We start from the raw sequence: 26,396 nt of genomic DNA, 5'->3' as shown, positions 1-26,396 counted from the left end.
GGCACGGAAAGTGCTAAGAAGTTGGCTTTGCTGCTGCGCCCTACTCCGGCACACGCACCTGAATTTCGGCAGCTTTTTCGTCAAACGCGATCCGTGTGGCGAACTTGGCTCGCTTCATCGGGAAACGCGACTGGAAGTGACGGACATTTCCGGAGCCGGAAATGACGCGGCGCACGAACTGATAGTACGCGTCCATATCGATCACATGCACCGCCAGAAAATAGTCATATTCGCCCGACACGAAATAGCACTGCATCACTTCGGCCTCCTTGGCCATGCGCTGCTCGAACTCCTGCATATGCTCGTCGGACTGGTTATTGAGCGAAATCTCAAGGAAAGCCAGCATGCCGTAGCCCAGCGCAAACGGGTCCACCATCGCCACTTCGGCATTGATGATGCCGGCTTCGCGCAGCTCGCGAATGCGCCGCAGGCAGGTCGGTTGCGATATATGCAATTTCTCCGCCAAGATACGAGTCGGAATCTGATTGTCCTTTTGCAGCAGGTTCAGGAGCTTGCGATCAACCTTGTCAAGCGTATGGTATTTGGGCATAAAAACGAAAGTTCAATTTTTTTCAATTCGGCACTCAAAAAACCTTTGCAAGCCGTTTCTTATGTTGTACCGTCTGCATTATTCGGAAACCGACGTTGAATAGTACAGGGTGTTTTGTATCTGCGAAACGTCTCTGAATAAGCAAAAAAGAGGCTGTTGCAAAATCAGGAACATCGGCCGCTTCGGAGGAAGACATCGAAGGATGCGAGCCGGAAGAGATTTTCAGCAGTCCTGAGCAAGCGTAGTTTATTTCAATCTACAGAGGGAATTTATGAAACTCAAGAGCACAATTATTCCATTGACCGGCGCCATTGCACTCGCTTTTGCCGGCGCAGCTTATTCACAGGAAGTCATCAAGATCGCTCACGTCGGTCCACTCTCCGGCCCGAACGCCCACATGGGCAAGGACAATGAAAACGGCGCCCGTATGGCGATTGACGAACTGAACGCCAAGGGTTTCACCATCGGCGGCAAGAAAGTCAAATTCGAACTGGTCGGTGAAGACGACGCATCGGATCCAAAGCAAGCGACTGCCGTCGCCACCAAGCTGGTCGACCAGAAGGTCGCCGCAGTTATCGGTCACTTGAATTCCGGCACCACCATCCCGGCATCGAAGATCTACAACGACGCAGGCATCCCGCAAGTGTCGCCATCGGCTACCAATCCTAAGTACACGCAACAAGGCTTCAAGACCGCCTTCCGCGTGGTCGCCAACGATGCGCAACTGGGCGCCGTGCTGGGTAAATACGCTGTCACCGCACTGAAGACCAAGAACGTCGCGGTCATCGATGACCGTACTGCGTACGGTCAAGGCGTTGCTGAAGAATTCGCCAAGGGTGCACAAGGCGCGGGCGCAACTATCGTCGGCAAGCAATTCACCAACGACAAGGCAACTGACTTCAACGCGATCCTGACTTCGATCAAGGCCAAGAAGCCTGAAGTCGTGTTCTTCGGCGGCATGGACGCTGTCGGCGGCCCGATGCTGCGTCAGATGAAGCAATTGGGCATCACTGCCAAGTTCATGGGTGGTGACGGTATCTGTACCGGTTCCCTGCCAGGTCTGGCCGGCGATGGCCTGATCGACGACCAGGTCGTCTGCGCTGAAGCAGGCGGTGTGGACGAAGCCGGCAAGAAGGGCATGGACGACTTCCGCGCAGCTTACAAGAAGAAGTTCGGCATCGACGTGGTCTACAACGCTGCATACGCTTACGATGCAACGCTGACTGTCGCCGACGCAATGAAGAAGGCAAACTCGGCTGAACCAGCCAAGTACCTGCCTGAACTGGCAAAGATCAGCCACAAGGGCGTGACAGGCACTATCGCCTTCGACGCCAAGGGCGACATCAAGAACGGTTCGCTGACGCTGTACACATACAAGAAGGGTGAACGCACCCTGCTGGCTGTGGTCAAGTAAGCTTCCGCTTCTGCAATTTTTTGCATGAAGAACGCGCCTGATGAAAGTCAGGCGCGTTTTTTATTGGCGGTACGATTGATCCCTATGCTGCGGCCATAAAAAAAGCGCCCTTGCGGACGCTTTCGATGCGGCTTGCTTCGGTGCTTGCTTCGGTGCTTGCTTCGTGCTTACTTCAGGCTCAGCACCCATTTCACCAGCGTGCGCGCTTCGGCTTCCGACACTTGCGCGTTGGCCGGCATCGGGATTGCGCCCCACACGCCGGAACCGCCCTTCAATACTTTTTGCGTCAGCTTGTCTTCGGCATCCTTCTGACCGGCGTACTTCTTCGCCACATCCTTGAAGGCCGGACCGACGATTTTGGTCTGGATCGAATGACAGGCCATGCAATTCTTTGCCTTGGCCAAGTCTGCATTGGCAGAAGCCTGGGCGGAGACACCAAATGCCAGCACGGCTGATGCGATGAATAGAAGCTTTTTCATTATTACCCTCCAAGAAGTTCTGCGTATTCTACAACTGATTGGAATGGCAGCTGTATGCGCCGGCGCATATAAACATCATGTTTTTTGACACGCATGTGACAGATAAAAACGAGATGCATTTACCTATGAGGATCGCATTAAAAAAGCCGGATCGCTCCGGCTTTTTTAATTGCTTGCAGTCCTCGTCAAAGAACGCAATCAGCCTGTAACGGCGCCCTTGCTGGCAGTCGACGCCAGCATCGCATACTTTGCCAGCACGCCGCGCGTATAACGCGGCGCCGGTTGCTTCCAGTGGCTGCGGCGGCGCTCGATTTCAGCGTCGTCGACGTTGAGCTGGATCAGCAACTGACGCGCATCGATTGTGACCGAGTCGCCCTCTTCCACCAGGCCGATGATGCCGCCGACAAACGCTTCCGGCGCCACGTGACCGACCACCATGCCCCAGGTGCCGCCGGAGAAACGCCCGTCGGTAATCAATCCGACCGATTCGCCCAGGCCCTTGCCGATCAGCGCGGAAGTCGGCGCCAGCATTTCCGGCATGCCGGGGCCGCCCTTCGGACCCAGGTAGCGCATCACGAGCACGTCGCCCGGCTTGATCTTGTCGGCCAGGATGGCGTCCATGGCGCTGTATTCATCGTCGAACACGCGCGCCGGGCCGGTAATGACCGGATTCTTGAGGCCGGTGATCTTGGCCACGCAGCCTTCCGGCGCCAGGTTGCCCTTGAGGATAGCCAGGTGGCCTTGCTTGTATAGCGCCTTGTCGATCGGACGGATGACGTCCTGGTCGGCGCGCAGCGCAGGGATATTCGCCAGCTCTTCGGCCAGCGTCTTGCCGGTGATGGTCAGGCAATCGCCGTGCAGCATGCCGGCTTCGTGCAGCACCTTCAGCACCGCAGGAATGCCGCCAGCCTTGTGCAGATCGGTCGCGACATATTTGCCGGACGGCTTGAGGTCGCAGATGACCGGGACTTTCTGGCGCACGCGCTCGAAGTCGTCGATGGTCCATTCGACTTCCGCCGCGTGAGCAATGGCCAGGAAATGCAGCACCGCATTGGTGGAACCGCCGGTGGCCATGATCAGGCTGACGGCGTTCTCGATCGACTTGCGCGTGATGATGTCGCGCGGCTTGATGTCCTTCTTGACGGCTTCGACCAGCACGCGCGCCGACTCGGCGGCGGAACCGGTCTTTTCGTCGTCAGGATTGGCCATGGTCGAGGAGTAGAACAGGCCCATGCCCAGCGCTTCGAATGCCGACGACATGGTGTTGGCGGTGTACATGCCGCCGCAGGAACCGGATGACGGACAGGCGTTGCGCTCGATGCCGTCGAAGTCTTCCTGCGACATGCGGCCGGCGGAGAATTCGCCGACGGCTTCGAAGGCCGAGACGATGGTCAGGTCCTTGCCCTTCCAGTTGCCCGGCTTGATGGTGCCGCCGTAGACGTAAATGCCCGGCACGTTGGTACGCGCCAGCGCGATCATGCCGCCCGGCATGTTCTTGTCGCAGCCGCCGATGACGACGACGCCGTCCATCCACTGGCCGTTGACGGCGGTTTCGATGCAGTCGGCGATGACTTCGCGCGAAATCAGCGAATACTTCATGCCCTCGGTGCCCATCGACATGCCGTCGGAAATGGTCGGCGTACCGAACACCTGCGGATTGGCGCCGGCCTGCTTGATCGCGGAAATCGCCACGTCGGCCAATTTTTGCAGACCGGAGTTGCACGGCGTGATGGTGGAATGACCGTTGGCGATGCCGATCATCGGCTTGTCGAAGTCTTCTTTTTCGTAGCCCAAGGCGTAATACATCGAGCGATTGGGGCTGCGCGAAACACCTTGCGTAATGTTCTTTGAGCGGCGGTTGAATGACATGCTGGTCTCCTGGTTGATACGAATTGCCGACGGAACGCTTGCGGTCCACACCAGGAGCGACACTGGCGCGAATCCGTCCGTCAAGGTGCTGACGCGGTTCTGGCTGCCGGATAGAGTGCCTTGCGCAATGCCTGCTGTCAAATATATGATTCACTACCGATAAATATGAATTGCATATCACCAACCGCATGAACACCGAGTCCCGCCTGGAACTGCGCCAACTGCGCTATTTCGTCGCCGTTGCCGAAGAAAAACACTTCGGCCGCGCCGCCGTGCGCCTGCACATGACCCAACCGCCATTGTCGCAAACCATCCAGGCGCTGGAAGAAATGCTGGGCACGCCGCTATTCGCCCGCACCAAGCGCAGCGTCGCACTGACACCGGCCGGGCTGGCGCTGCTGCCCGAAGCGCAGCGCATCCTGCAGCAGGCGAGCGCCCTGCCCGACCTGGCGCGGCGGGCTGCCAGCGGCGCTTCCGGACTGTTGTCGCTGTCGTTCATTTCGACGGCCGACTACAGTATTTTGCCGCCGCTGCTGCAACGCTTCCGCGCGCGCTATCCGCAGGTGCAGATCGATCTACGCGAAGCCACCACCGACATCCAGCTGGAAGACCTGATGCAGGGCAAGATCGACGCCGGCCTGCTGTTGCCGCCGCTGCCGGAAAAATCCCAGGCGGCACTCGATTACCTGCCGCTGCTGTCGGAGCCGCTCGTGGCGGCCGTCCCGAGCGGCGTGGTGCGCGGCAAGAACGCCGTGACGCTCAAAAGCCTGCGCGAGCTGCCGCTGATCATTTTCCCGCGCCGTATTTCGCCGGCCTTCCATGACACGATCCTGAGCTGCTTCCGCGACGCCGGCGTGACGCCGCACATCGGCCAGGAGGCGATCCAGATGCAGACCATCGTCGGCCTGGTGTCGGCTGGCATGGGCATGGCACTTGTGCCACAATCCGTGTCTAACCTGCAGCGTCCCGGCGTGGACTACCGCCCGCTCAGCGGCAAGACGCCGTTGATCGAAACCGGACTGGCCTGGCGGCGCGACAGTGCGTCGCCGGTGCTGCGCGCGTTTCTTGACATGGTGGCGACACCGCCGGCATAGACCGGTCTGTCCCGACATCATCACCCCAATTGTTCTGAAAGAGTTTCCATGCTGATCCACCCGATGCCCGACCCCATCGCCTTTTCCATCGGCCCGCTGCAGGTGCACTGGTACGGCCTGATGTACCTGCTGGCGTTCGCCCAGTTCATCGCGCTGGGCCGCCTGCGCATCAAGCAACCGCACATCGCCGCAGTCGGCTGGAAGAAGGAAGACCTCGACGACATGCTGTTCTACGGCGTCCTGGGCGTGGTCATCGGCGGGCGTCTCGGCGAAGTCCTGTTCTACAACCCGAGCTACTACTTCGCCAATCCGGCCGACATCATCGCGGTATGGAAAGGCGGCATGTCCTTCCACGGCGGCTTCCTCGGCGTGATGATCGCGATGTACATCTGGGGTCGCAAGCGCGGTCGCCATCTGATGGACATCATGGACTTCATCGCACCGATGGTGCCGCTAGGCTACGCCGCCGGCCGCCTGGGCAACTTCATCAACGCAGAACTGCCTGGCCGCGTCGCCGATGCGTCACTGCCGTGGGCCATGATCTGGCCCAACGTCGACAACCTGCCGCGCCATCCTTCGCCGATTTACCAGATGCTGGTGGACGGCATCCTGCTGTTCATTGTGCTTTGGTTGTTCTCGCGCAAGCCGCGCCCGCGCATGGCGGTGGCCGGCATGTTCTCGCTGCTGTATGGCTGCGCGCGCTTCTTCACCGAATACTTCCGCACCCCGGACTACAACGTCAGCTTTGGCGGCATCACAATTTCGGCAGGACAGATGCTGTCGGTGCCGATGATCGTGCTGGGTATCGTGCTGCTGGTGGTGGCGTATAAAAAGAAGAGTGCGGCGGCGGCGGCCGCCTGAACATGCTGTAGAGCGGCGACGATGCTGTCGCCGTCCAATCTCGAAATTCGCTACAACGAGGTCGTCAGCGTCGTCAGCCAGTCGGGTGAATGGTCCAGCAGGAAAACTTCCACCGACTTGTCCCATCCCGTCAGGATCAGCAGGCCGACGGCGATGAACAACACGCCGAGCATGCTCTTCCCCCATGAACCGACGCCTTGCAGCTTACCGCGCATCTTCAGCATCGCCTGACGCGACAACATGCCCAGCAAGGCAATCGGCAAACCCGCGCCCAATCCGAACACCGCCATCATTGTCACAATTTGCGGCAGGTCTCGCCCCTGGCTGGCCAGGGTAATTGCGGCACCCAAAGTCGGGCCGACGCAAGGACTCCAGATCAGGCCGAGCAGCAAGCCCACCAAAAACTGTCCACGCAATCCACTGATATTCAGTGTCGACAATATCTTGCTGCCGGCGCCGCTTGCCCCTGATGTGGCGACGGCAAAGCGCTCCTGCAATTTCTTTGACAACAGCACGACGCCGATCAGGACCAGGACGATCGCTGCCACCACTTGGAAGTCGCCCTGCCCTACCCCAAGGCGCGCACCGGCACTTGCCAGTATGGTGCCGATCACGGCAAACGAAGCTGACATGCCGATCGCGACAGCGAACGGCCCGTAGCGGTGCTCATGCATTGCCGAGCCGATAATCACCGGCAGCAGCGGCAGTACGCACGGCGACAAGGTCGAGAGTACGCCTGCCGCCAAGGCAATGAAGTAAGAGGTGATGCCGAATTCCACGATGTCTGACTTCAGCCCGCGATCAGAGCGCCTTGTTGATCAGGGTGTCGATGGACGCCTTGCGGGTGTCACCGGTGGAACGTCCCTGCTCCTTGCCGCCTTTGAAGACGATCAGCGTGCTTTGCTGTGTGACGTTGAAGGCCTTGACGATATCTTTCTGCGCATCGAAGTCGACTTCAAGAAAGCTGACGTTCTTGAATGCCGGATCCCTGATCAGCCCGGAGACGATGGGGTCCTGCGCCCGGCAGGTCGGACACCAGTCGGCGTGGATGTGAACGACGACCGGCTTGCCGCTCTTGTTGAGCGCATCGAACTGCGCCTGCGTGAAATGCTGGCCGGCGGCAAACGCAGAAACGGCGACGCCGGCCTGCAGGAGTAAAAAGACGACTAGCGTTTTGAGGATTTTCATGATGTTTCCTTGGTTTCCTGACGAACATGGTGCGAAGCTTGCAGAATGCAGCCTGCCCTTTGGTCGTTCGGCTCCGGGAAATCTTACAGTTTGTTTGCCGACCGTGTTTAACCCTGCACAAAAACAAAAAGCACGTGCATCGGAGAGTCGATGCACGTGCTTTCACGTTGATGCTGTCGGCACTGCTTCCGATAAGAAGCAATGCGACTTGCCGGTTCAGGCTTAAGGACGCAATGCGCTGGCCGCCTTGGCCAGTGCGGTGATCTTGTGCCAGTCGCCGATTTCGATGGCATTCTTCGGCGTCAGCCAGGAGCCGCCGACGCAGGCCACGTTCTTCAAGGCCAGGAATTGCGACGCGGTCTCTTGCGAGATGCCGCCGGTCGGGCAGAAGGTGACGTCGCCCAGCGGACCGGCAATCGCGTTGAGCATGCCGATACCGCCTGCCTGCATCGCCGGGAACAGTTTCAACTGACGGAAACCGGCTTCGCGCGCCGCCATCACTTCCGACGGCGTCATCACGCCCGGCAGCAAAGGCAGGCCGCTGGACTTGGCGGCGGCGATCAGCGCTGCCGTCAGGCCTGGCGAGACGCCGAACACGGCGCCGGCATCGCGCGAGGCGGCGAATTCTTCCGGGCTGGTCAGGGTGCCGACGCCGACGATGGCCTCAGGCACTTGTTCCGCGATGGCGCGGATCGCCGGCAGGCCGTGCTCGGTGCGCAGGGTCACTTCGAGCACGCGGATGCCGCCTGCCACCAAGGCCTTGGCCAGCGGCACGGCGTGTTCCAGTTTGTCGATGGCGATCACAGGGATGACCGCCGAGGTACGCATGATTTCCAGGATATTCATACTGTCGCTTTCTCATTTTCGAGGATTGGGGGCAGACCAAAGCTGGTACCGCCCTCTTCTGCCGCGCTGACGTTGGCGCGGAAGACGCTGAACAATTCACGGCCCATGCCGGTCTGGTTGCCTGCCAGGTTGGCGGTTTCCGAAGTGCGCGAGGCCCATTCGGTTTCCGACACCAGCGCTTCCAGGATGCCGGCTTCGGCGTCCAGACGAATCATATCGCCAGTCCGCACAAAACCCAACGGTCCGCCGGCCAATACTTCCGGCGTCACGTGGATCGCCGCCGGCACTTTGCCCGATGCGCCCGACATGCGGCCGTCGGTGACCAACGCCACGTGGCGGCCCTTATCCTGCAGGATGCCCAGCGCCGGCGTCAGCGCATGCAGTTCCGGCATGCCGTTGGCGCGCGGACCCTGGAACGTCAGGACGGCAACGAAATCCTTGTCGAGTTCACCGGCCTTGAAGGCCTTCATGAAGGCTTCCTGCGAATGGAACACGATGGCCGGCGCCTGCACGGCGCGGTGTTCATGCTTGACCGCCGAGACCTTGATGACCGAGCGGCCCAGATTGCCTTGCAACAGCTTGAGGCCGCCGTCTGCGGAGAATGGGTTGGTCGCGGGACGCAGGACGGTGTCGTCGCCGCTATCCTTCGGCGTCGCTTTCCAGGTGACCTTGCCGGCGTCATCGAACAGCGGTTCGGTGGCGTGGGCGCGCAGGCCCTGGCCGAGAATGGTCATGACGTCGTCGTGCATCAGCCCGGCGTCGATCAATTCGCGCAACACGAAACCAGTGCCGCCGGCGGCGTGGAAATGATTCACGTCGGCAGTGCCGTTCGGGTAGATGCGCGTAACCAGCGGCACGACCGAGGACAGCTTCGAGAAATCGTCCCAGTCGATTACCAGCCCGGCCGCCTTGGCGATGGCGACCAGATGCAGCGTATGGTTGGTGGAGCCTCCCGTCGCCAGCAGCGCGACGATGGCGTTGACGATGGACTTCTCGTCGACCAGGCGGCCGACCGGCGTGTATTGCTGGCCTTGCGCGGTGATCTTCAGCGCCTGTTTGGCGGCGGCGGCAGTCAGCGCGTCGCGCATCGGCGTATTCGGCGTGATGAAGGCGGAACCCGGCAGATGCAGGCCCATCGCTTCCATCAGCATCTGGTTGCTGTTGGCGGTGCCGTAGAAAGTGCAGGTGCCGGCATCGTGGTACGACTTCGATTCGGCTTCGAGCAATTCGGCACGGCCGATCTTGCCTTCGGTATACAACTGGCGGATCTTGACCTTTTCGCTATTGGTCATGCCGCTGGTCATCGGACCGGCGGGAACAAATACCGCCGGGATGTGGCCGAAGTGCAGTGCACCAATCAGCAGGCCCGGCACGATCTTGTCGCATACGCCCAGATACAGTGCCGCGTCGAACATATTGTGCGACAGCGCGACCGCGGTGCCCATGGCGATGGCGTCGCGCGAGAACAGCGACAGCTCCATGCCGGTCTGGCCTTGCGTGATGCCGTCGCACATGGCGGGCACGCCGCCGGCGAATTGCGCCACGCCGCCGTCTTCGCGGACCGCATCGCGGATGATTTGCGGATAACGCTCGAAAGGTTGATGCGCCGACAACATGTCGTTGTACGACGAAACAATCGCGATGGAAGGCGCGCGGTCCTGTTTCAGTTTGAGCTTGTCGTTGGCGGGAAAAGCAGCAAAGCCGTGCGCCAGGTTGGTACACGACAGCGCCCCGCGTTGCACGCCTTCATGACGCGCGGCGTCGAGGCGGGCGAGATAGGCGGTGCGATAGGGCCGACTACGTTCGGCGATGCGTCGCGTGACGCTGGCTAAGGTAGCGTTGAGAGACATGTTGGGTTCCTGATAGCGTTAACAAATGTAATTTTACTACAAAATTTTAAATAAAACTTCTTCTTTCGCTTGTTTTACCTGACTACATTTAATTGAAACCATTTTGCATTTCCAACCACTAACGACTGTAAACAGGCGCTGTACGAGATACTGCCGACATTGCACGACAATTAATATTGTAGTGAAATTACCATAAAAGTAGTAAATCCTGTATAGTAAAGATTCTTCCAGACCCCTCACTTCAGCCAAGATTGCAGAACATGCCGCATACAGCACTTACCGCGACCGCAGCCTTCCAAGCACTTTTGTCTCACCACGCCGAGGTCCGCGACCGGCACATGCGCGACCTGTTCGCCGCCGATCCCGAGCGCTTCGACCACATGACCGTCAAGGCCGCCGGCATCCTGTTCGACTACTCCAAAAACCGTGTCGACCATACTACGCTCAAGTTGCTGTTCGAGCTGGCGCGCGAACGCGGCGTGGAGCGGCAACGCGCCGCCATGTTCAGCGGCGAGAAGATCAATTTCACCGAACACCGCGCGGTCCTGCACACTGCCCTGCGCGCACCGCGCGGCCAAGCCCTGCAAGTTGATGGACAGCACATCGGCGAGGACGTTCATGCCGTATTGGATCGCATCCACGGCTTCACCGAGCGCGTGCGCGAAGGCCAATGGCTGGGCCTGAGCGGCAAGCCCATCACCGACATCGTCAACATCGGCATCGGCGGCTCGCATCTGGGTCCGCAAATGGCCTGCACCGCGCTGCGCACTTTCGCCCATCCGCGTCTGACGATGCACTTCGTCTCCAACGTCGACGGCCATGATCTGCACGATGTGCTGCAACGCGTTGACGTCGAGACAACATTGTTCATCGTCGCCTCCAAGACCTTCACCACGCAGGAAACCATGATGAACGCCGGTTCGGCGCGCGACTGGTTCCTGCAGCGCGCCGGCGCAGCCGATCTGGCGAAACACTTTGTCGCGGTCTCGACCAATACGGAAGCCGTCCGCGCCTTCGGCATCGACACCGACAACATGTTCCCGTTCTGGGATTGGGTCGGCGGACGCTATTCGATGTGGTCGTCAATCGGCCTGTCGATCGCGCTGGCGATCGGCTTCAAGAATTTCAGCGAGCTGCTGGCCGGCGCCCACGCGATGGACAAGCATTTCTGCGAAGCGCCGCTGGAGCAGAACATGCCGATCATCCAGGCGCTGATCGGCATCTGGAACCGCAACTGCTTCAACAGCGAATCGCTGTCGATCGCGCCTTACCATCACGACCTGCGCCACTTCCCCGCTTACCTGCAACAGCTGGAAATGGAAAGCAACGGCAAGCGCATCACGCGCGACGGCAGCGCCGTCGGTGTGGCGACCTGTCCATTCATCTGGGGCGACGTCGGCACCAACGGTCAGCACGCGTTCTTCCAGCTGCTGCACCAGGGTACCGACATCACGCCGATCGACTTCATCGCGGTGCTGCACGCGACGCACGACCTGCCCGGTCATCATGCGGTGCTGCTGGCCAACTGCTTCGCGCAGTCGGAAGCCTTCATGCGCGGCAAGCAAGCCGACGAGGTGCGCGAAGACCTCAAGAAGCTGGGCGTCGATGATGATGAAGTCAATTTCCTGCTGCCGCACAAGACCTTCAACGGCAACCGCCCGAGCAACACGCTGCTGCTGGACGTGCTGACACCGGCCACGCTGGGCGCGCTGATCGCGCTGTACGAACACAAGACCTTCGTGCAAGGCACGATCTGGGGCATCAACAGCTTCGATCAATGGGGCGTGGAACTGGGCAAGGTGCTGGCCAAGACCATCCAGTCCGAACTGTCCGGCGAAGCGGTGCCGGCGCGCCACGACTGCTCCACCAATGCGCTGATTGCACTGGCGAAGAAGGCCTTGTCCGATCCCCGGAATTGATTACGCACTGATACGTTACGTTTGCCCGAACAACAAACCCACAAGAAGACTGCTATGGCTATTTCCGATTTTGACCTGGTTCTATTCGGCGGCACCGGCGACCTGGCGATGCGCAAGCTGCTGCCCGCGCTGTACGCCCGCGACCGCGCCCGCGACCTGGTGCCGAGCGCGCGCATCATCTGTATCGGCCGCGACAACAAGAGCAATGAAGATTTCCTGCAGATCGTCGAGAAGAACTCCAAACCGCACGTCAGCAGCGCCACGCTCGAAGCCGAGGTCTGGCAGCGCTTCTGCGGCCGCATCCAGTACGTCTCTCTGAACGCCAAGGAACCGGCGACCTACCAGAATCTGGTCGCCGCCATGCGCGACGATCCCGCCATCTCGCGCGTGTTTTACCTGGCGACGCCGCCGACGCTGTTCTCGATGATCTGCGACAACCTGTCACAAGCCGGACTGGCGACATCGAACGCGCGCGTGGTGCTGGAAAAACCGCTCGGCCACGATCTCGAAAGCGCCAAGGACATCAACAAGCAGGTCGGCCGCTATTTCAGCGAATCGCAGATTTTCCGCATCGATCACTACCTCGGTAAAGAAGCGGTGCAGAATCTGCTGGCGCTGCGCTTCGGCAACGTGCTGTTCGAGCCGCTGTGGCGCCGCGAATGGATTTCCGACGTGCAGATCACCATCGCCGAAGAACTTGGCGTGGGCGGCCGTTTCGACTACTACGACACCTCGGGCGCGCTGCGCGACATGCTGCAGAACCATCTGTTGCAGCTGCTCTGTATCGTCGCGATGGAGCCGCCGGTATCGAATTCGGCCGACTCGGTGCGCGATGAAAAACTCAAGGTGCTGCGTTCGCTCAAGCGTTTCACGCCAAGCACGCTGGCCATGAACGTGGTGCGCGGCCAGTATCGCGCCGGCCACGTCAACGGCGTCGCCGTGCCGGGCTATCGCAAGGAAGAAGACGCCAATCCCGATTCGCGCACCGAAACCTTCGTCGCGGTCAAGGCCGAGATCGACACCTGGCGCTGGGCCGGCGTGCCGTTCTACCTGCGCACCGGAAAACGCATGGCCGACAGCCTGGCCGAAATCGTGGTGCGCTTCAAGAGCGTGCCGCATTCGATCTTCGCGCAAAACAGCCGCAGCACGCCCAATTGTCTGGTGATCCGCCTGCAGCCGGACGAAGGCCTGCACATGAATCTGATGGCCAAGACGCCGGGCGACGGCATGCGCCTGAAACCGGTGGAGCTGGAACTGGATTTCCGCGAAAAATTCAAGACGCCGCGCATGGAAGCCTACGAGCGCCTGCTGCTCGATGTGCTGCGCGGCCAGCTCACGCTGTTCATGCGCAGCGACGAACTGGAAGCGGCGTGGGAATGGGTCGAGCCGATCCTGGAACACTGGGACCAGGAAGAAAGCGACCCGATTCCGTACAGCGCCGGCACCTGGGGCCCGGCTGCCGCCAGCGCCCTGATCGGTCGCGACGGCCTGCAATGGCGTGAAGAAGCGCTGCCGGAAGTTTAAGTTTTGACCATGCGGCGGGGCGACAACATCGTCCCGCCGCATTCCACATCAGAGGCCCGACCACGTCCATGCTACTCGACTCCATCCGCACGCACATCAACTCGCTCTCCAAGTCCGAGAAGAAGGTAGCGGCCGCGATCCTCGCCAATCCGCAACTGGCGCTGCAGGAAAACCTGACCGCGCTGGCCAAGAACGCCGAAGTGTCGGAGCCGACCGTGATTCGCTTCTGCCGCGCCATCGGCTATGAAGGCTGGCACGACTTCAAGCTGAAGCTGGCGCAAAGCCTGGCGCTGGCCTTGCCCGGCGCGGACGAGTCGCTGGCGCAGGACGACCTCGCGGTGGACCTGGTCAACAAGATCTGCAGCCGCTCGATCAACACTCTGCTGGACCTGCGCAATCATCTCAATCCTGACGCCATCCAGCTAGCGCTGGATGTGCTGGCGCGCGCCAGCAAGATCGAGTTCTACGGCCAGGGCACCTCAGGCATCGTGGCCAACGACGCGCAACACAAATTCTTCCGGTCGGGCGTGCCGACCGTGGCCTACTCCGATCCGCACATCCACAGCATCGCCGCCTCGCTGCTCAAACCCGGCGACGCCGTCGTGGCGATATCGCAGCGCGGCGGCAACGCGGCGCTGCTGCGCAGCGTGCAGCTGGCACGCAAGGGCGGCGCCGACATCATCGTGCTGGGGCCGAGCGGTACGCCGCTGGCGGAACTGGCGACCGTGCTGGTGCCGATTGACCTGAGCTTCAACATTGACCCTTACACGCCGATTTCAGCGCGTCTGGCGCATCTGGTGGTGATCGATATTCTCGCCGTCGGCCTGGCGCTGCGCCGCGGTCCGGAATTCCGCAAGAAGATGCAGAATGCCCAGAAGTCGCTGCAAAAATTCGACATGCAATTCGATTCGTTCTTTCGCTGATTTTTTAGCTGACTTTTAGGCTAACTCCTACGTTGATTTTTACGCCGAGCTTTTCCATGAATTCGACAACGACACCGACCACTCCTTTCCGCACCCCCGCCTTCCTGCACGAACGCCTGCAACGCGACATCGGTTTCTTCACGCAGCATGCCTTCGACCCGGCCGGCGGTTTCTTCCATTACCTCAACGACGACGGCAGCGTGTACGACACCAGCCGTCATCTGGTCAACAGCACGCGCATGGTGTTTTGCCATGCGCTGGCCTACCGTTTCAACAGCAAGGAAGAACACCGCGACGCCGTACGCCACGGCCTCAAATTTTTGCAAGAACAGCACTGGCAACCGAGCTACGGCGGTTATGCCTGGGTGCTCAAGGACGGCGTGCCGGTGGACCGCACCCAACATTGCTACGGCCTGGCCTTCGTGCTGCTGGCGTATGCCCATGCACTGGAGATCGGCGTTGAAGAAGCGCGTGCACACATCGACGCCACCTTCAACCATATGGAAAAGCTGTTCTGGTCCGAACAGCACGGCCTCTACGCCGACGAAGCGACGCCCGAAGGCGTGGTCTCGGACTACCGCGGCCAGAACGCCAACATGCACAGCTGCGAAGCCTTGCTGGCCGCCTTCGAAGCGACCGGCGAACCGCGCTTCCTGCATCGCGCCGAACGCCTCGCGCGCAACATCACGGTGCGCCAGGCGGCGCTGGCCAACGGCTGGATCTGGGAACACTACAGCGCCGACTGGAAGATCGACTGGGAATACAACAAGCACGACAACACCAACATGTTCCGCCCATGGGGTTACCAGCCGGGTCACATGACCGAATGGTCCAAGCTGCTGCTGATCCTCGAGCGCCACGCCGAGCACTTGCAGGACGACGCCAGCTGGCTGGCGCCGCGCGCCCGCGCGCTGTTCGACGCCACCATTCCGGTGGCCTGGGACGAAGAACACGGCGGTCTGTTCTACGGCATCGCGCCCGACAACAGCGTCTGCGACGGCGACAAGTATTTCTGGGTGCAGGCCGAGTCGCTGGCAACCGCCGCCCTGCTGGCGCAGCGCACCGGTGAAGATATTTATTGGGAAGTCTACGACCAGCTCTGGCAGTACAGCATGCAGCACCTGATCGATCAGGAACGCGGCGGCTGGTATCGCATCCTGCAGCGCGACAACACACGCTACGGCCCGGAGAAACCGCCGCACGGCAAGACCGACTTCTACCATCCGCTGGGCGCGTATCTGGAGTCGCTCAATGCTGTCGGTGCGCCGCTACCGAAAAAACGGTGAGGCCAACGTCCCACGTTAGAATGTCGTTTAGTTCATTACATCGAGATTGATTGCCATGACTCAGCTAGACCAACTCAAGCAATACACCACCATCGTGGCCGACACCGGCGACTTTCAGGCGATGAAGGCATTCGCGCCGCAAGACGCGACGACAAATCCCTCGCTGATCCTCAAGGCCGTGCAGAAGGACGAGTACAAGCCGCTGCTGGAAAAGATCGTGCGCGAGCACTCCAAGCTGAGCACGGACGGCATCATCGATCAGTTGCTGGTGGCGTTTGGCCTGGAGATCCTGAAACTCATCCCCGGCCGCGTCTCGACCGAAACCGATGCGCGCCTGTCGTTCGACACTGAAGGCACCATCGCCAAGGGCCGCGCGCTGATCAAGCTGTACGAAGCTGCCGGCATCAAGCGCGAGCGCATCCTGATCAAGATCGCCTCGACCTGGGAAGGCATTCGCGCGGCCGAAGTGCTGGAAAAGGAAGGCATCCGCTGCAATCTGACGCTGCTGTTCTCACTGCCGCAAGCGATCGCCTGCGCCGAAGCCAAGGTCCAGCTGATCTCGCCGTTCGTCGGCCGCATCTATGACTGGTTCAAGAAATCGTCCGGCCAGGAATACACCGGCGCCGACGATCCGGGCGTGCAATCGGTGCGCAGCATCTACACCTACTACCGCAAGTTCGACTATGCGACCGAAGTCATGGGTGCGAGCTTCCGCAACACCTCGCAGATCGTCGAACTGGCCGGCTGCGATCTGCTGACCATCAGCCCGGACTTGCTGCAAAAGCTGGCAGAAAGCGATGCGCCGGTGGAGCGCAAGCTGAGCAAGGAAGCCGCACAATCGGCCGACCTCAAGAAAATCTCGCTGGACGAAAAGAGCTTCCGCCTGGCGCTCAACGACGACGCCATGGCGTCCGAAAAGCTCTCCGAAGGCATCCGCCAGTTCTGCGCCGATGCAGTCAAGCTGGACAAGATCGTGGATGGTTTGCGCTGATCTCGCTATTGCAAACGAAAAAAGGGACGCATCGGCGTCCCTTTTTTATTGGCTGCGGCCGGTTGCAGCCGGCCGGCTTCCATCTCAGCCCTGCAGTTCGGCCGGCACCTTGCCGCCGTTCTCGGCGAACCTGGTCATGACCTGTTTGTGCAACCAGATGTTCATCGCAGCCGAATCGCCGACATCACCTTGATAGGCAAGTTCGGTAGCCAGCTCCTTGCGTGCGGTGAGGCTGCTGTCGAGATCGAGCAATTTCATCAGGTCGACGATCGAACTGCTCCAGTCGAGCTTTTGCGGGTTCTTTGCTGCCATCCCGTCGAGGATCGCGGCGACATCCACCAGCGGCTTCGCTTGGTCGGGGAGTGCTCCGGCCTCGGGTGCTGTGGTGTTTGGAGCATCGTTCTGCGCGGGATGGGAAGAAGGAAAAATCTTGCTGAAAATGTTGCTCAGAATACCCATGCTGTTCTCCTGAAATGGGTTGAAGGAACGTTGCCTTCACGATGATGCAATGCAAGCAACGGCCAGTTCTGAGAAGCCTCGCCGGGTGAAGTTCCTGAACGACCCGCGACACCCCTACAAGTGTCCGGTCTTCAAAAAACATTCTAGAAGCAAAACGATTTACTACGATCGGAAAATAAAAAAGAGGCGGAATCTCCGCCTCTTTTTCTCTGACATCAGCCTAGGCTGATGATGCTGCGTTGATTACATTTTTTCAGTCTCGCCCGATTTCGGCTGCCACTTCATCAGGCGCTTCTCGATCACACCAACGGCAACGTCGAGCACCAGCGCGAACGCCGTCAGTACAACGATGCCGGCAAACACCGTGTTGATGTCGAAGCTGCCTTCGGCCTGCAGGATCAGATAGCCGACGCCGCGTGCCGAGCCCAGATATTCACCCACCACGGCGCCGACGAAGGCCAGGCCGATGGACGTGTGCAGACTGGAAAACACCCACGAGGTCGCCGACGGCAGGTACACCGTACGCAGCAATTGACGCGCGTTGGCGCCGAGCATGCGGGCGTTGGCCAGCACCACCGGGCTGACTTCCTTCACGCCCTGGTAGACGTTGAAGAACACGATGAAGAACACCAGCGTCACCGCCAGCGCCACCTTGGACCAGATGCCGAGACCGAACCACATCGCGAAGATCGGCGCAAGGATGACGCGCGGCATCGAGTTGGCAGCCTTGACGTAAGGATCGAGGATCGCCGAGGCCAGCGGCGAGAGCGCCAGCCACAGACCGATGCCCAGGCCCAGCACGGTGCCGATGCCGAAGGCCAGCACGGTTTCTGTCAGCGTGACCAGCAGGTGCGAATAGATTTCCGCCGGGAAGTTCAGCGTGAAGAAAGTGGTGTCGCCGAAACCGACTTCGAGCGAGCCGCTGCCGACGGTGAACCACTGCCAGATGCGCACGGCGACCTTGAGCGGCTCGCCGAAGAAGAATGCGGTCTGTTCGTTGCGCGTGGCGATGTGCCATACCGCCAGGACCACGACCAGCACCAGTAATTGCCAGAAGCGCAGGTTTTTATGACTAGGTTTGAGGAGTTTCCACATGATGTTTCTTTGCCCGAATTTTTATAGGTGCCGGCCGCCGTTGGCTTAAGTTGGCTTAAATCTAAGCCGCGGTCTTCTGTTGTTGATATCCCTTGAGCACTTCATCGCGCAGGACCGACCAGATCTGCTGGTGCAGTTCAACGAAGCGCGGATGCGTGCGGATCTCGGCGACGTCGCGCGGACGCGGCAGGTCGATCGTGAATTCGCCGATGGGGTGCGTAGCCGGACCGGCCGACAGCACGACGACGCGGTCCGACATGGCGATCGCTTCGTCGAGGTCGTGGGTGATGAACAACACGGCCTTCTTCTTGGCGTTCCACAGGTCGAGCACTTCGTTTTCCATGAGCTGGCGAGTCTGGATGTCGAGCGCCGAGAACGGTTCATCCATCAGGATGATGTCCGGATCCATGATCAGCGTCTGCGCCAGCGCCACGCGCTTGCGCATGCCGCCGGATAATTGATGCGGATAACGGTCGCCGAAGCCCTTGAGGCCGACGCGCGCCAGCCATTGCTCGCCAAGCGCCTTGGCTTCACCGTCTTCGAGGCCGCGGTATTGCAGGCCGGCGATGACGTTTTGCAGCGCGCTGCGCCACGGCATCAACGCTTCGGCCTGGAACATGTAGCCGGCGCGCTGGTTGATGCCGACCAGTTCTTCGCCGAACACCTTGATGCTGCCCGAGGATGGTTGCAGCAGGCCGGCGCCGACGTTGAGCAGGGTTGACTTGCCGCAGCCGGTCGGACCGACCACCGAGACAAACTCGCCCGGCGCGATCGCCAGCGTGGTGTTGGCGACCGCGGTGTAACGCTGGTTGCGATCGTCCTTGGAAACGAAGGTGCAGGTAATGTCGTCGAGGAAAAGTGCTGGCGTCATAGCGAGGAGTCTCCGGCCAGGCCGAATTCTTGTATGTTGAAAAAAGACATCGGGAGGGACGTCGGATGGTGCATCGGTTTGTACATCGTCATGGCAAAGAATACGGCACTGAAAATTGCAGACGGGCACCCGAAGGCGCCCGTGTGTTTTGCCTTATGTTCAACGCTTACTTGTGCTTGGCGTTGGCCTTCTTGGCGAACTCGTTGGTGTAAGTCTTGGACAGGTCGATCTTCTTGCTGGCCAGGTCAGGCTCGAACGCTTGCAGCGTGCGCAGCGCAGTGGCAGGACCGGCGTCCGGGAAGATACCGTCCGGCGACATCGCTTCACGCACTTTCAGGAAGGCCGAGATGTACAACGCGCGGTCGCCCAGCAGATAGCTCTCCGGCACCGCCTTGATGATGTCGGAAGGACCGGCTTGCTGGATCCACTTGAGCGCGCGCACCATGGCGTTGGTCAGCGCCTGGGTAGTGTTGGGATACTTCTTGATGAACGCTTCCGGCGCGTACAGCGTGGCAGCCGGCATCGGGCCGCCGAATACGGCTTCGGTGTCCTTCAGTGTACGCGTGTCGGCAACGGTCTTGATCTCATTCTTTTGTTCCAGCATGGAGATGACCGGATCCAGGTTGGCGATCGCATCGATCTGACCCGAACGCAATGCCGACAACGCGCCTGCTGCCGCGCCAACGCCGATGAAGGACACGTCGGTCGGCTTCAGGCCGGCCTTGGCCAAGACGAAGCTGGCCATGATGCTGGTCGAGGAGCCCGGCGCGGTGACGCCGATCTTCTTGCCCTTCAGATCGGCCACGCTCTTGTAGTTCGGCATGGTCTTGTTGCTGACGGCCAGCACGATCTGCGGCGCGCGGCCTTGCAGCACGAAGGCGACGATGGGCTGGTTCTTGGCCTGCATGTTGATGGTGTGCTCGTAGGCGCCGGACACCACGTCCGCGCTGCCGCCGACCATTGCCTGCAGGGCCTTGGCGCCGCCGGCGAAGTCGGAGATCTCGACTTGCAGGCCTTCATCCTTGAAGTAGCCGAGTTGCTCGGCGACCGTCAGAGGCAGGTAGTAGAACAGGTTCTTGCCGCCGACGGCGATGGATACCTTCGGCTTTTCCAGCGCCTGGGCGAACAGGTTGGTGTTGAATGTCAGGTAGCCGGCCAGGAACAGCGCCAGCGCAATGGCGAATTGCTTCAGGTTGAATTTCATGTGGTCTCCTCCTATGAACTTTGCAATATTTGCTTATGTCTTGCCGCGTCATGCGGCAGTTTTTCACTGCCTTCAAATGACCTTGTCTTGGCGCAACTGCGCAATTTGTGCGTCATCATACCCCAGCGAACGCAAGATTTCAGCGTTATGCTGCCCGAGCTCGGGACCAATCCATTTGGTGCCGCCCGGCGTCTCCGACAACTTCGGGGTCACCGCAGGCAATTTGATCGGCGTACCGTCGGCAAACGCATGCTGTTCGAACATGTTGCGCGCCAGGAATTGCGGATCGCTCATCATGTCGCGCACCGAATAAATCTTGCCTACCGGCACGTCGGCGGCCTGCAGGATGGCCAGCGCCTCGTCGATGGTCTTGCCGCTGCACCAGGCCTGGATGGCGCGGTCGATTTCTTCCGTACGCGGCACGCGGCCGTCGTTGCGCTCCAGTTGCGGGTCGTTGGCCATGTCCGCACGGTCGATGGCCAGCATCAGGCGCTTGAAGATGGCGTCGCCGTTGCCGGCGATCACGACGTTCTTGCCGTCGGCAGTGGTGTAGGTATTGGAAGGCACGATGCCGGGCAAGGCGCCGCCGGTGCGCTCGCGCACCACGCCGGCCTGGTCGAATTCGGGCACCAGGGACTCCATCAGGTTGAACACCGATTCGTACAGCGCGACGTCGACCATCTGGCCCTGCCCTGCCACCCGCAATTCACCATCCTTGCCGTTCCAGCGACCGCCGGTAACGTCGCGGTGGCGCAGCGCCATCATCGCGCCGATGACGCCATGCAAGGCGGCGACCGAGTCGCCGATGGAAATGCCGATGCGCACCGGCGGGCGGTCCTGATGGCCGGATACATAGCGGATGCCGCCCATCGATTCACCGATCGCGCCGAAGCCCGGCAAATCCTTCAGCGGCCCGGTCTGGCCGTAGCCGGACAGCCGCACCATGATGGTGGCGGGATTGAGTTTCTTCAGGTCTTCATAGCCGAGGTTCCACTTCTCCAGCACGCCGGGGCGGTAGTTCTCGATGATGATGTCGGCTTCCAGCGCCAGCTTGCGGGCGATGTCCTGGGCCTGCGGATCCTTCATGTTGAGGGTCAGGCTTTTCTTGTTGCGCGCCTGCACCGACCACCACAGCGAGGTGCCGTCCTTGAGCACGCGCCACTGGCGCAGCGGGTCGCCGACGCCGGGCGCTTCGACCTTGATCACGTCGGCGCCAAATTCGGCCAGCATGCGCGAGCAGAACGGCCCGGCGATCAGGGTGCCGAGTTCGAGTACTTTGATGCCGGCCAGCGGGCCGGGGGATGGTGTCGGTGTCTTGGTTGTCATGAATGAGGAGTTGCAGGGTTATTTCATCAATCCGTTCTTGTCCATCCAGGCCTGCACCAGCGCAGCGACCTGATCGGAGTTGCGGTCCATCATCAGCATGTGGGAGTTGCCCTTGATGCCGTGTTGCGGCAGGTCGAGCCGGTCGGCCACGCCGCCTTGCGCGCGCAACGCCCGCTGGAATTTATCGGGCGCAACGATGTATTGCTTCCAGGACGTATTCTGATCGATGAAATCGCCCCACACAAACAGGAAGGGAATATTTTTCAGCGCCGAGATATCGACCTTGTCAGGATCGGGCGCGCCGGATCCTTCGACCGCCACGATGGCCTTGATCTTGTCGGGCGCACGCAGCGCAGCGTTGATGGCAAAGTTGCCGCCCTGGCTGTGCACCACGATCACGCAGGGGCAGATTTTTTGCACCAGTGCATCGTAAGCGGCCTGCGTGGCGGTGTCGTTGGTGGCCCAGCGCGGGATGACCTGCTTGGAAAACTGGTCGTAGGCGGCGACCGGAAACTGCGTGCCGGCGTAGGCGACGCGTTTGGCCGGATCGCTGTTGTAGGATCCCGCAGCGCCGATGCGAAACAGCTCCCAGCCCTCCTGCTTGGTGCGGAAGAATGGCTCGGTTTTGTAGACTTCGGGATAGCGCGACCAGGAGGCGCGACCGCGCTCCACGGCGTCGGTCACGTAGACGGTGTGTCCCTGCGTCAGGAAGAACTGCTGCCAGCCGGGAGCGCCGTCAGGTTTGGTTTCCCAGGTCGTGCCCGCGAGACCGCCGCCGTGCCACATGAGCAACGGATAACGGGCGCGCGGGTTTTTCAGTTTGACGTATTGGGCGTACATCTGGCCGGTTTCAAAATCGCCGTTGGGATCGACCTTGCGCGGCGCAGCGCCTTCGGTAAACACGATCTCGCGCAACGGCAATCCCGCCAGCGTCACCTGCTTGCCTCCGACATGGAAGCTGCCGACTTCCGCGACCTCGTAGCTGTGCTGTGTCGGCGAGGAGCCGCAGCCGGCCAGGATCGACGCCGCCATCAGCATGGCCGCCAGCAAGCTCAAGCGGGTGGTTCGACGTGGAAGAAATTGCATGTTTGTCTCCTGCGGATTTGATCATCCCCGGCGTCTGCTCTGTGGCAGATCGTCCGTCATGGTGCGCTGATCACCGCAGCGTCAGATGGTCAGATGATCAGGTAGTGCGTCGGTCCAGCATGGCGCGCGCGATAGTGCCGGCGTCCACGTATTCCAGCTCTCCGCCGACCGGCACGCCGCGCGCCAGACGGCTGACCTTGAGGCCGCGCGCCTTGAGCGTCTCGCTGATGTAATGCGCGGTGGCTTCGCCTTCATTGGTGAAATTGGTGGCCAGCACGACTTCGGCGACGACGCCGTCGGTGGCGCGCGTGATCAGCTTTTCAATGTGGATATCCTTGGGACCGACGCCGTCCAGCGGCGACAGGCGTCCCATCAGCACGAAGTACAAGCCCTTGAAGGTCAGCGTCTGCTCAATCATCAACTGGTCGCTCGGCGTCTCGACCACGCACAGGGTCGTGGTGTCGCGGTCGCCGTCCTGGCAGGTATCGCAGATGACTTGCTCGGTGAAGGTGTTGCACAGCGCGCAGTGCCGGATCGTCTCGGCCGCCTGCGCCAGCGCGCGGCTCAGTTGCAGCGCGCCGTCGCGGTCGTGCTGCAGCAGATGATAGGCCATGCGCTGCGCCGATTTGGGACCGATGCCTGGAAGGGTGCGCAGGGATTCCGTGAGCTGGGTGAGACTGGACGGGGTTTTCAATTTCGGTCTGAGGTATGCCGGAAGACGGACAGCGCTTCGGCCGTCATGGATGGAACAAATTCGGTGATTTCATATTCGGCGACGCCGCCGATGTAGAACGGATCGGTCTCGATGATCGCTTCGACTTCAGCACGGTCGGCAGCATCGGCGATGATGATGCCACCGCTGCGCGGGACTTTGCGGCCGGACATCAGGAATACACCGTCAGCATACTGCTCGTTCAGGAATTGCTTATGCGCGGTCAGCAGCGCATCGATTTCGCTGGCCGACTTGGTATAGGTAATCGAGATCACGAACATGATGCCTCCTCATGAAAGCAGCCTGCAAAATCATCGCAATAGCATGCGTGGCATCGCGGCGTCGTTACGTTGATACGTCGTCGCCTTGTCACCTCGTCGCGTCAGAACGGCATCTTGAAGCCCGGCGGCAAAGGCATGCCGGAGGTCATGCCCGCCATCTTTTCCTGCGAGGTTGCTTCAGCCTTGCGTACGGCGTCATTGAAGGCGGCGGCAACCAGGTCTTCCAGCATGTCCTTGTCGTCGGCCAGCAGCGACGGATCAATGGAGACACGCTTGACGTCATTCTTACAGGTCATCACGACTTTGACCAGCCCTGCGCCGGACTGTCCTTCGACTTCGATCAATGCGAGCTGATCCTGCATCTTCTTCATGTTGTCCTGCATCGCTTGAGCCTGCTTCATCAAGCCTGCCAGTTGGCCTTTCATCATGGTCATACTCCTTGGTAACTAAGTTGGTTCATCTTGGTTCAGCCGTGGCGGAAATGGAACATTCAGAACATTCGGAACATTCAAGGCTTCTTCCCGGCAATCAGTTTATTACAACGGCCGGATCGACCCCGGCACGATGGAGGCATCGAATTCGCGCATCATCACCTGTACGAACGGATCGTTGCGCATGGTCTGTTCGGCTTCGCGTTGCCGCTCGGCGCGATCGGCTTGCGCCCTCGCATTCGCCGTGAGCGCCACGGCGCCGATTTCGGTTTCGACACGCACGCTCTTGTTGAAACGCTCGCCGAGCACGGCGGTCAGTTTTTCAATATTGCCTGAAGCGCGCAGGGTTTCCACCGGGATCCGCAAATGGAAAACCACGCTGTTGCCGCTTTGTTCGCAGCGCACCAGTTCGCTCTGCTGCGCCATCTGCGCAACCATGCCGCGCAACGACAGATCGGCGGCCAGTTGCGGCCAGTTGCCGTCCCAGCCAAGTTCGGCGGCGATCTTGGCGGTCTGCGCCGCCATCTCGGGCGTCACCGTGCTGGCCGGCGCTGCGGCAACGACGATGGCGTCTTCCGCAGCAATGACGTTCGGTGCGGCCGGCGCAATATCGGCTACAGCGTTGCTGGCTGAATATTGTTCAGTTTTTTTTTGAGCAGCGGCTGTTGCCGGCTCTTCATCCCACGGCGGCGGCGCCCGCTCGTCCAGTGCCGCCGGAACCGCAGACGGCGCAGGTGTCGGCGCAGCCACGGCTGGCGCCGGAGTAGCAGTAGGTTGCGCCGTGGGACGCGGCGAACTCTTGCCGGAGGCTGCGCGGGCGGCCTCCAGCGCAGCGGCGCGCGCGGAATTGGCCGGGGCTGCGGGAGCGGACGGTGCGACAGGACGTGCAACCGGCGTGCTGGCTGTAGCGACTTGCGGCGCCGCGCTCAAAGGCGCGACCGCGGGATTCGGACGCAACGGCGCAGCGGCCTGGGGCCGGGCTGACGCTGTTGGTGCAGGCGCGCTGCCCGCAGCTGCCGCATTGGCAGCCACCGGGCGGAACGCCAGCATGCGCAGCAAGGTCATGCTGAAGCCGGCATATTCATCCGGCGCCAGGCCGAGTTCGTTGCGGCCGTGCACGACGATCTGGTAGAACAATTGTGCTTCTTCGGCGCTGAATTGCGACGCCAGACGCACGATGTCTTCGCGCTGCGGCAAGTCTTCGGCCAGTGCCGCCGGAACGGTCTGCGCCAGTGCAATCTGGTGCAGCAGCGTCGCCAAATCCTGCAAGGCGGCGTTGTAAGACAGGCTGCGCGTGGCCATCTCATCGGCCACGGCGAGCAAGCCGCTGCCGTCTTGAGCGGCCAGCGCATCGAGGACACGAATCAAATACGACTGATCGAGCGCGCCGAGCATGCCCTGGACTGCTTCCAGCGTGACCTTGCCGGCGGCGTAGGCGATCGCCTGGTCGGTCAGCGACAGCGCGTCGCGCATCGAGCCGTGCGCGCCTTGCGCCAGCAAGCGCAGCGCCGGGGCTTCGAATTCAATGTTTTCCTGCCCGAGGATATTGTCCAGGTGGCTGATGATGTGGCCCGGCGGCATCTGCTTCAGGTTGAACTGCAGGCAGCGCGACAGCACGGTCACGGGAATCTTTTGCGGGTCGGTCGTCGCCAGGATGAACTTGACGTGCTCCGGCGGCTCCTCCAGCGTCTTCAGCATGGAGTTGAAGGCGTGGTTGGTGAGCATGTGGACTTCGTCGATCATGTAGACCTTGAAGCGCGCATTGGACGGCGCATAGACCGCTTGCTCCAGCAACTGCGCCATCTCGTCGACGCCGCGATTGGACGCGGCATCCATCTCGATGTAGTCGACAAAGCGGCCGGCGTCGATGGCCACACAGGCATCGCAAACGCCGCACGGCTGCGCGGTGATGCCGCCGTTGCCGTCCGGCCCCTGGCAGTTCAGCGACTTGGCCAGGATGCGCGACAAGGTCGTCTTGCCGACGCCGCGGGTGCCGGTGAACAGGTAAGCGTGGTGCAACCTTTGCTGTTCCAGCGCATGCGTCAGCGCCCGCACGACGTGCTCCTGCCCGACCAGCGTGTCGAAGCTGCGGGGGCGGTATTTACGGGCGAGGACTTGGTAGGACATAAACGTGAGA

At 60.9% G+C, this 26,396-nt stretch carries 26 protein-coding genes; 9 read left to right on the top strand and 17 right to left on the bottom strand.

The genetic code is table 11. The features are described from left to right. Positions 1–40 precede the first annotated feature (40 nt). Positions 41–550: an Lrp/AsnC family transcriptional regulator gene (locus E4P32_RS00520; protein WP_016833047.1), complete on the bottom strand. Its 510-nt coding sequence runs from the start codon at positions 548–550 to the stop codon at positions 41–43. Between the two features lie 271 nt (positions 551–821). Here E4P32_RS00520 and E4P32_RS00515 point away from each other — a divergent pair, with 271 nt between their 5' ends. Beyond that, positions 822–1,964 (top strand): branched-chain amino acid ABC transporter substrate-binding protein, encoded by a 1,143-nt coding sequence (locus E4P32_RS00515; protein ID WP_116433744.1) that lies wholly within the window; start codon positions 822–824, stop codon positions 1,962–1,964. Between the two features lie 167 nt (positions 1,965–2,131). On the opposite strand, the gene E4P32_RS00510 is transcribed toward E4P32_RS00515, so the two are convergent. Beyond that, on the bottom strand, positions 2,132–2,413 hold the full coding sequence (locus tag E4P32_RS00510) for a c-type cytochrome (RefSeq protein WP_233526620.1): 282 nt from the start codon (positions 2,411–2,413) through the stop codon (positions 2,132–2,134). Here E4P32_RS00510 and E4P32_RS24235 point away from each other — a divergent pair. Further along, the gene (locus E4P32_RS24235; protein ID WP_233526623.1) at positions 2,346–2,531 is read left to right on the top strand and encodes a hypothetical protein; all 186 of its coding nucleotides are present in this window, start codon (positions 2,346–2,348) and stop codon (positions 2,529–2,531) included. The two genes, E4P32_RS00510 and E4P32_RS24235, sit on opposite strands and share 68 nt — an antisense overlap. 110 nt (positions 2,532–2,641) lie before the next feature. On the opposite strand, the gene ilvD is transcribed toward E4P32_RS24235, so the two are convergent. Beyond that, positions 2,642–4,312: a dihydroxy-acid dehydratase gene (gene ilvD / locus E4P32_RS00505; protein ID WP_116433968.1), complete on the bottom strand. Its 1,671-nt coding sequence runs from the start codon at positions 4,310–4,312 to the stop codon at positions 2,642–2,644. Between the two features lie 188 nt (positions 4,313–4,500). On the opposite strand from ilvD, the gene E4P32_RS00500 reads away from it, so the two are divergent. Continuing rightward, positions 4,501–5,406: a LysR substrate-binding domain-containing protein gene (locus tag E4P32_RS00500; protein ID WP_116433969.1), complete on the top strand. Its 906-nt coding sequence runs from the start codon at positions 4,501–4,503 to the stop codon at positions 5,404–5,406. Between the two features lie 48 nt (positions 5,407–5,454). After that, positions 5,455–6,267, top strand: coding sequence for a prolipoprotein diacylglyceryl transferase (gene lgt / locus E4P32_RS00495; protein ID WP_116433746.1), 813 nt, complete (start codon positions 5,455–5,457; stop codon positions 6,265–6,267). Positions 6,268–6,317: 50 nt separating this feature from the next. Here lgt and E4P32_RS00490 read toward each other — a convergent pair whose 3' ends face one another. The 4 genes from E4P32_RS00490 to edd all read right to left on the bottom strand — a co-directional run bounded on the left by E4P32_RS00490 (position 6,318) and on the right by edd (position 10,151). After that, the gene (locus tag E4P32_RS00490) at positions 6,318–7,046 is read right to left on the bottom strand and encodes a cytochrome c biogenesis CcdA family protein (protein ID WP_199525595.1); all 729 of its coding nucleotides are present in this window, start codon (positions 7,044–7,046) and stop codon (positions 6,318–6,320) included. A gap of 22 nt (positions 7,047–7,068) precedes the next feature. Next, the gene (locus tag E4P32_RS00485; RefSeq protein ID WP_116433747.1) at positions 7,069–7,455 is read right to left on the bottom strand and encodes a thioredoxin family protein; all 387 of its coding nucleotides are present in this window, start codon (positions 7,453–7,455) and stop codon (positions 7,069–7,071) included. A gap of 222 nt (positions 7,456–7,677) precedes the next feature. After that, positions 7,678–8,301 (bottom strand): bifunctional 4-hydroxy-2-oxoglutarate aldolase/2-dehydro-3-deoxy-phosphogluconate aldolase, encoded by a 624-nt coding sequence (locus E4P32_RS00480; protein ID WP_116433748.1) that lies wholly within the window; start codon positions 8,299–8,301, stop codon positions 7,678–7,680. After that, positions 8,298–10,151 carry a phosphogluconate dehydratase gene (edd, locus tag E4P32_RS00475; protein WP_116433749.1) on the bottom strand — a complete coding sequence of 618 codons (1,854 nt, stop codon included), beginning with the start codon at positions 10,149–10,151 and terminating at the stop codon, positions 8,298–8,300. Before edd ends, E4P32_RS00480 begins: the two co-directional genes overlap by 4 nt. A gap of 260 nt (positions 10,152–10,411) precedes the next feature. Here edd and pgi point away from each other — a divergent pair, with 260 nt between their 5' ends. From pgi to tal, 5 genes are all read left to right on the top strand, one after another. Next, on the top strand, positions 10,412–12,070 hold the full coding sequence (gene pgi / locus E4P32_RS00470) for a glucose-6-phosphate isomerase (protein WP_116433750.1): 1,659 nt from the start codon (positions 10,412–10,414) through the stop codon (positions 12,068–12,070). 54 nt (positions 12,071–12,124) lie between these two features. Next, entirely contained in the window at positions 12,125–13,594 is a 1,470-nt protein-coding gene (zwf, locus tag E4P32_RS00465; protein WP_116433751.1) for a glucose-6-phosphate dehydrogenase, read from the top strand. Between the two features lie 68 nt (positions 13,595–13,662). After that, complete coding sequence (locus E4P32_RS00460) at positions 13,663–14,517, top strand: SIS domain-containing protein (RefSeq protein ID WP_116433752.1); 855 nt, start codon at positions 13,663–13,665, stop codon at positions 14,515–14,517. Positions 14,518–14,573: 56 nt separating this feature from the next. Further along, on the top strand, positions 14,574–15,803 hold the full coding sequence (locus tag E4P32_RS00455) for an AGE family epimerase/isomerase (protein WP_116433753.1): 1,230 nt from the start codon (positions 14,574–14,576) through the stop codon (positions 15,801–15,803). Between the two features lie 55 nt (positions 15,804–15,858). Further along, positions 15,859–16,794 carry a transaldolase gene (gene tal / locus E4P32_RS00450; RefSeq protein WP_116433754.1) on the top strand — a complete coding sequence of 312 codons (936 nt, stop codon included), beginning with the start codon at positions 15,859–15,861 and terminating at the stop codon, positions 16,792–16,794. An 84-nt stretch (positions 16,795–16,878) separates the two neighbouring features. On the opposite strand, the gene E4P32_RS00445 is transcribed toward tal, so the two are convergent. From E4P32_RS00445 to E4P32_RS00400, 10 genes are all read right to left on the bottom strand, one after another. Continuing rightward, a complete protein-coding gene (locus tag E4P32_RS00445; RefSeq protein WP_116433755.1) occupies positions 16,879–17,253 on the bottom strand; it encodes a DUF3597 domain-containing protein in 375 nt (124 codons plus the stop codon). Between the two features lie 243 nt (positions 17,254–17,496). Next, positions 17,497–18,348 (bottom strand): ABC transporter permease, encoded by an 852-nt coding sequence (locus tag E4P32_RS00440; protein WP_116433756.1) that lies wholly within the window; start codon positions 18,346–18,348, stop codon positions 17,497–17,499. 61 nt (positions 18,349–18,409) lie between these two features. After that, positions 18,410–19,219, bottom strand: a complete 810-nt coding sequence (locus tag E4P32_RS00435; RefSeq protein WP_016833060.1) for an ABC transporter ATP-binding protein — start codon at positions 19,217–19,219, stop codon at positions 18,410–18,412. Positions 19,220–19,385: 166 nt separating this feature from the next. Continuing rightward, positions 19,386–20,423, bottom strand: coding sequence for an ABC transporter substrate-binding protein (locus tag E4P32_RS00430; RefSeq protein ID WP_116433757.1), 1,038 nt, complete (start codon positions 20,421–20,423; stop codon positions 19,386–19,388). A gap of 72 nt (positions 20,424–20,495) precedes the next feature. Further along, entirely contained in the window at positions 20,496–21,749 is a 1,254-nt protein-coding gene (locus E4P32_RS00425; RefSeq protein WP_116433758.1) for a CaiB/BaiF CoA-transferase family protein, read from the bottom strand. An 18-nt stretch (positions 21,750–21,767) separates the two neighbouring features. Further along, positions 21,768–22,835 carry an esterase gene (locus tag E4P32_RS00420; RefSeq protein ID WP_167735718.1) on the bottom strand — a complete coding sequence of 356 codons (1,068 nt, stop codon included), beginning with the start codon at positions 22,833–22,835 and terminating at the stop codon, positions 21,768–21,770. Between the two features lie 97 nt (positions 22,836–22,932). Then, on the bottom strand, positions 22,933–23,529 hold the full coding sequence (gene recR / locus E4P32_RS00415; protein WP_116433759.1) for a recombination mediator RecR: 597 nt from the start codon (positions 23,527–23,529) through the stop codon (positions 22,933–22,935). Continuing rightward, entirely contained in the window at positions 23,526–23,828 is a 303-nt protein-coding gene (locus E4P32_RS00410) for a YciI family protein (RefSeq protein WP_116433760.1), read from the bottom strand. Before E4P32_RS00410 ends, recR begins: the two co-directional genes overlap by 4 nt. Positions 23,829–23,929: 101 nt before the next feature. Further along, entirely contained in the window at positions 23,930–24,256 is a 327-nt protein-coding gene (locus tag E4P32_RS00405) for a YbaB/EbfC family nucleoid-associated protein (RefSeq protein ID WP_116433761.1), read from the bottom strand. A 108-nt stretch (positions 24,257–24,364) separates the two neighbouring features. Beyond that, positions 24,365–26,386 (bottom strand): DNA polymerase III subunit gamma/tau, encoded by a 2,022-nt coding sequence (locus tag E4P32_RS00400; RefSeq protein WP_116433762.1) that lies wholly within the window; start codon positions 26,384–26,386, stop codon positions 24,365–24,367. Between the last annotated feature and the right edge of the window lie 10 nt (positions 26,387–26,396).

This window comes from Herbaspirillum sp. 3R11 (genome assembly GCF_004563925.1).
In the GTDB taxonomy this organism is placed as follows: domain Bacteria; phylum Pseudomonadota; class Gammaproteobacteria; order Burkholderiales; family Burkholderiaceae_D; genus Herbaspirillum.
Note: the sequence above shows the minus strand (reverse complement) of the source record. Positions and strands in the feature narration are given on the sequence as shown.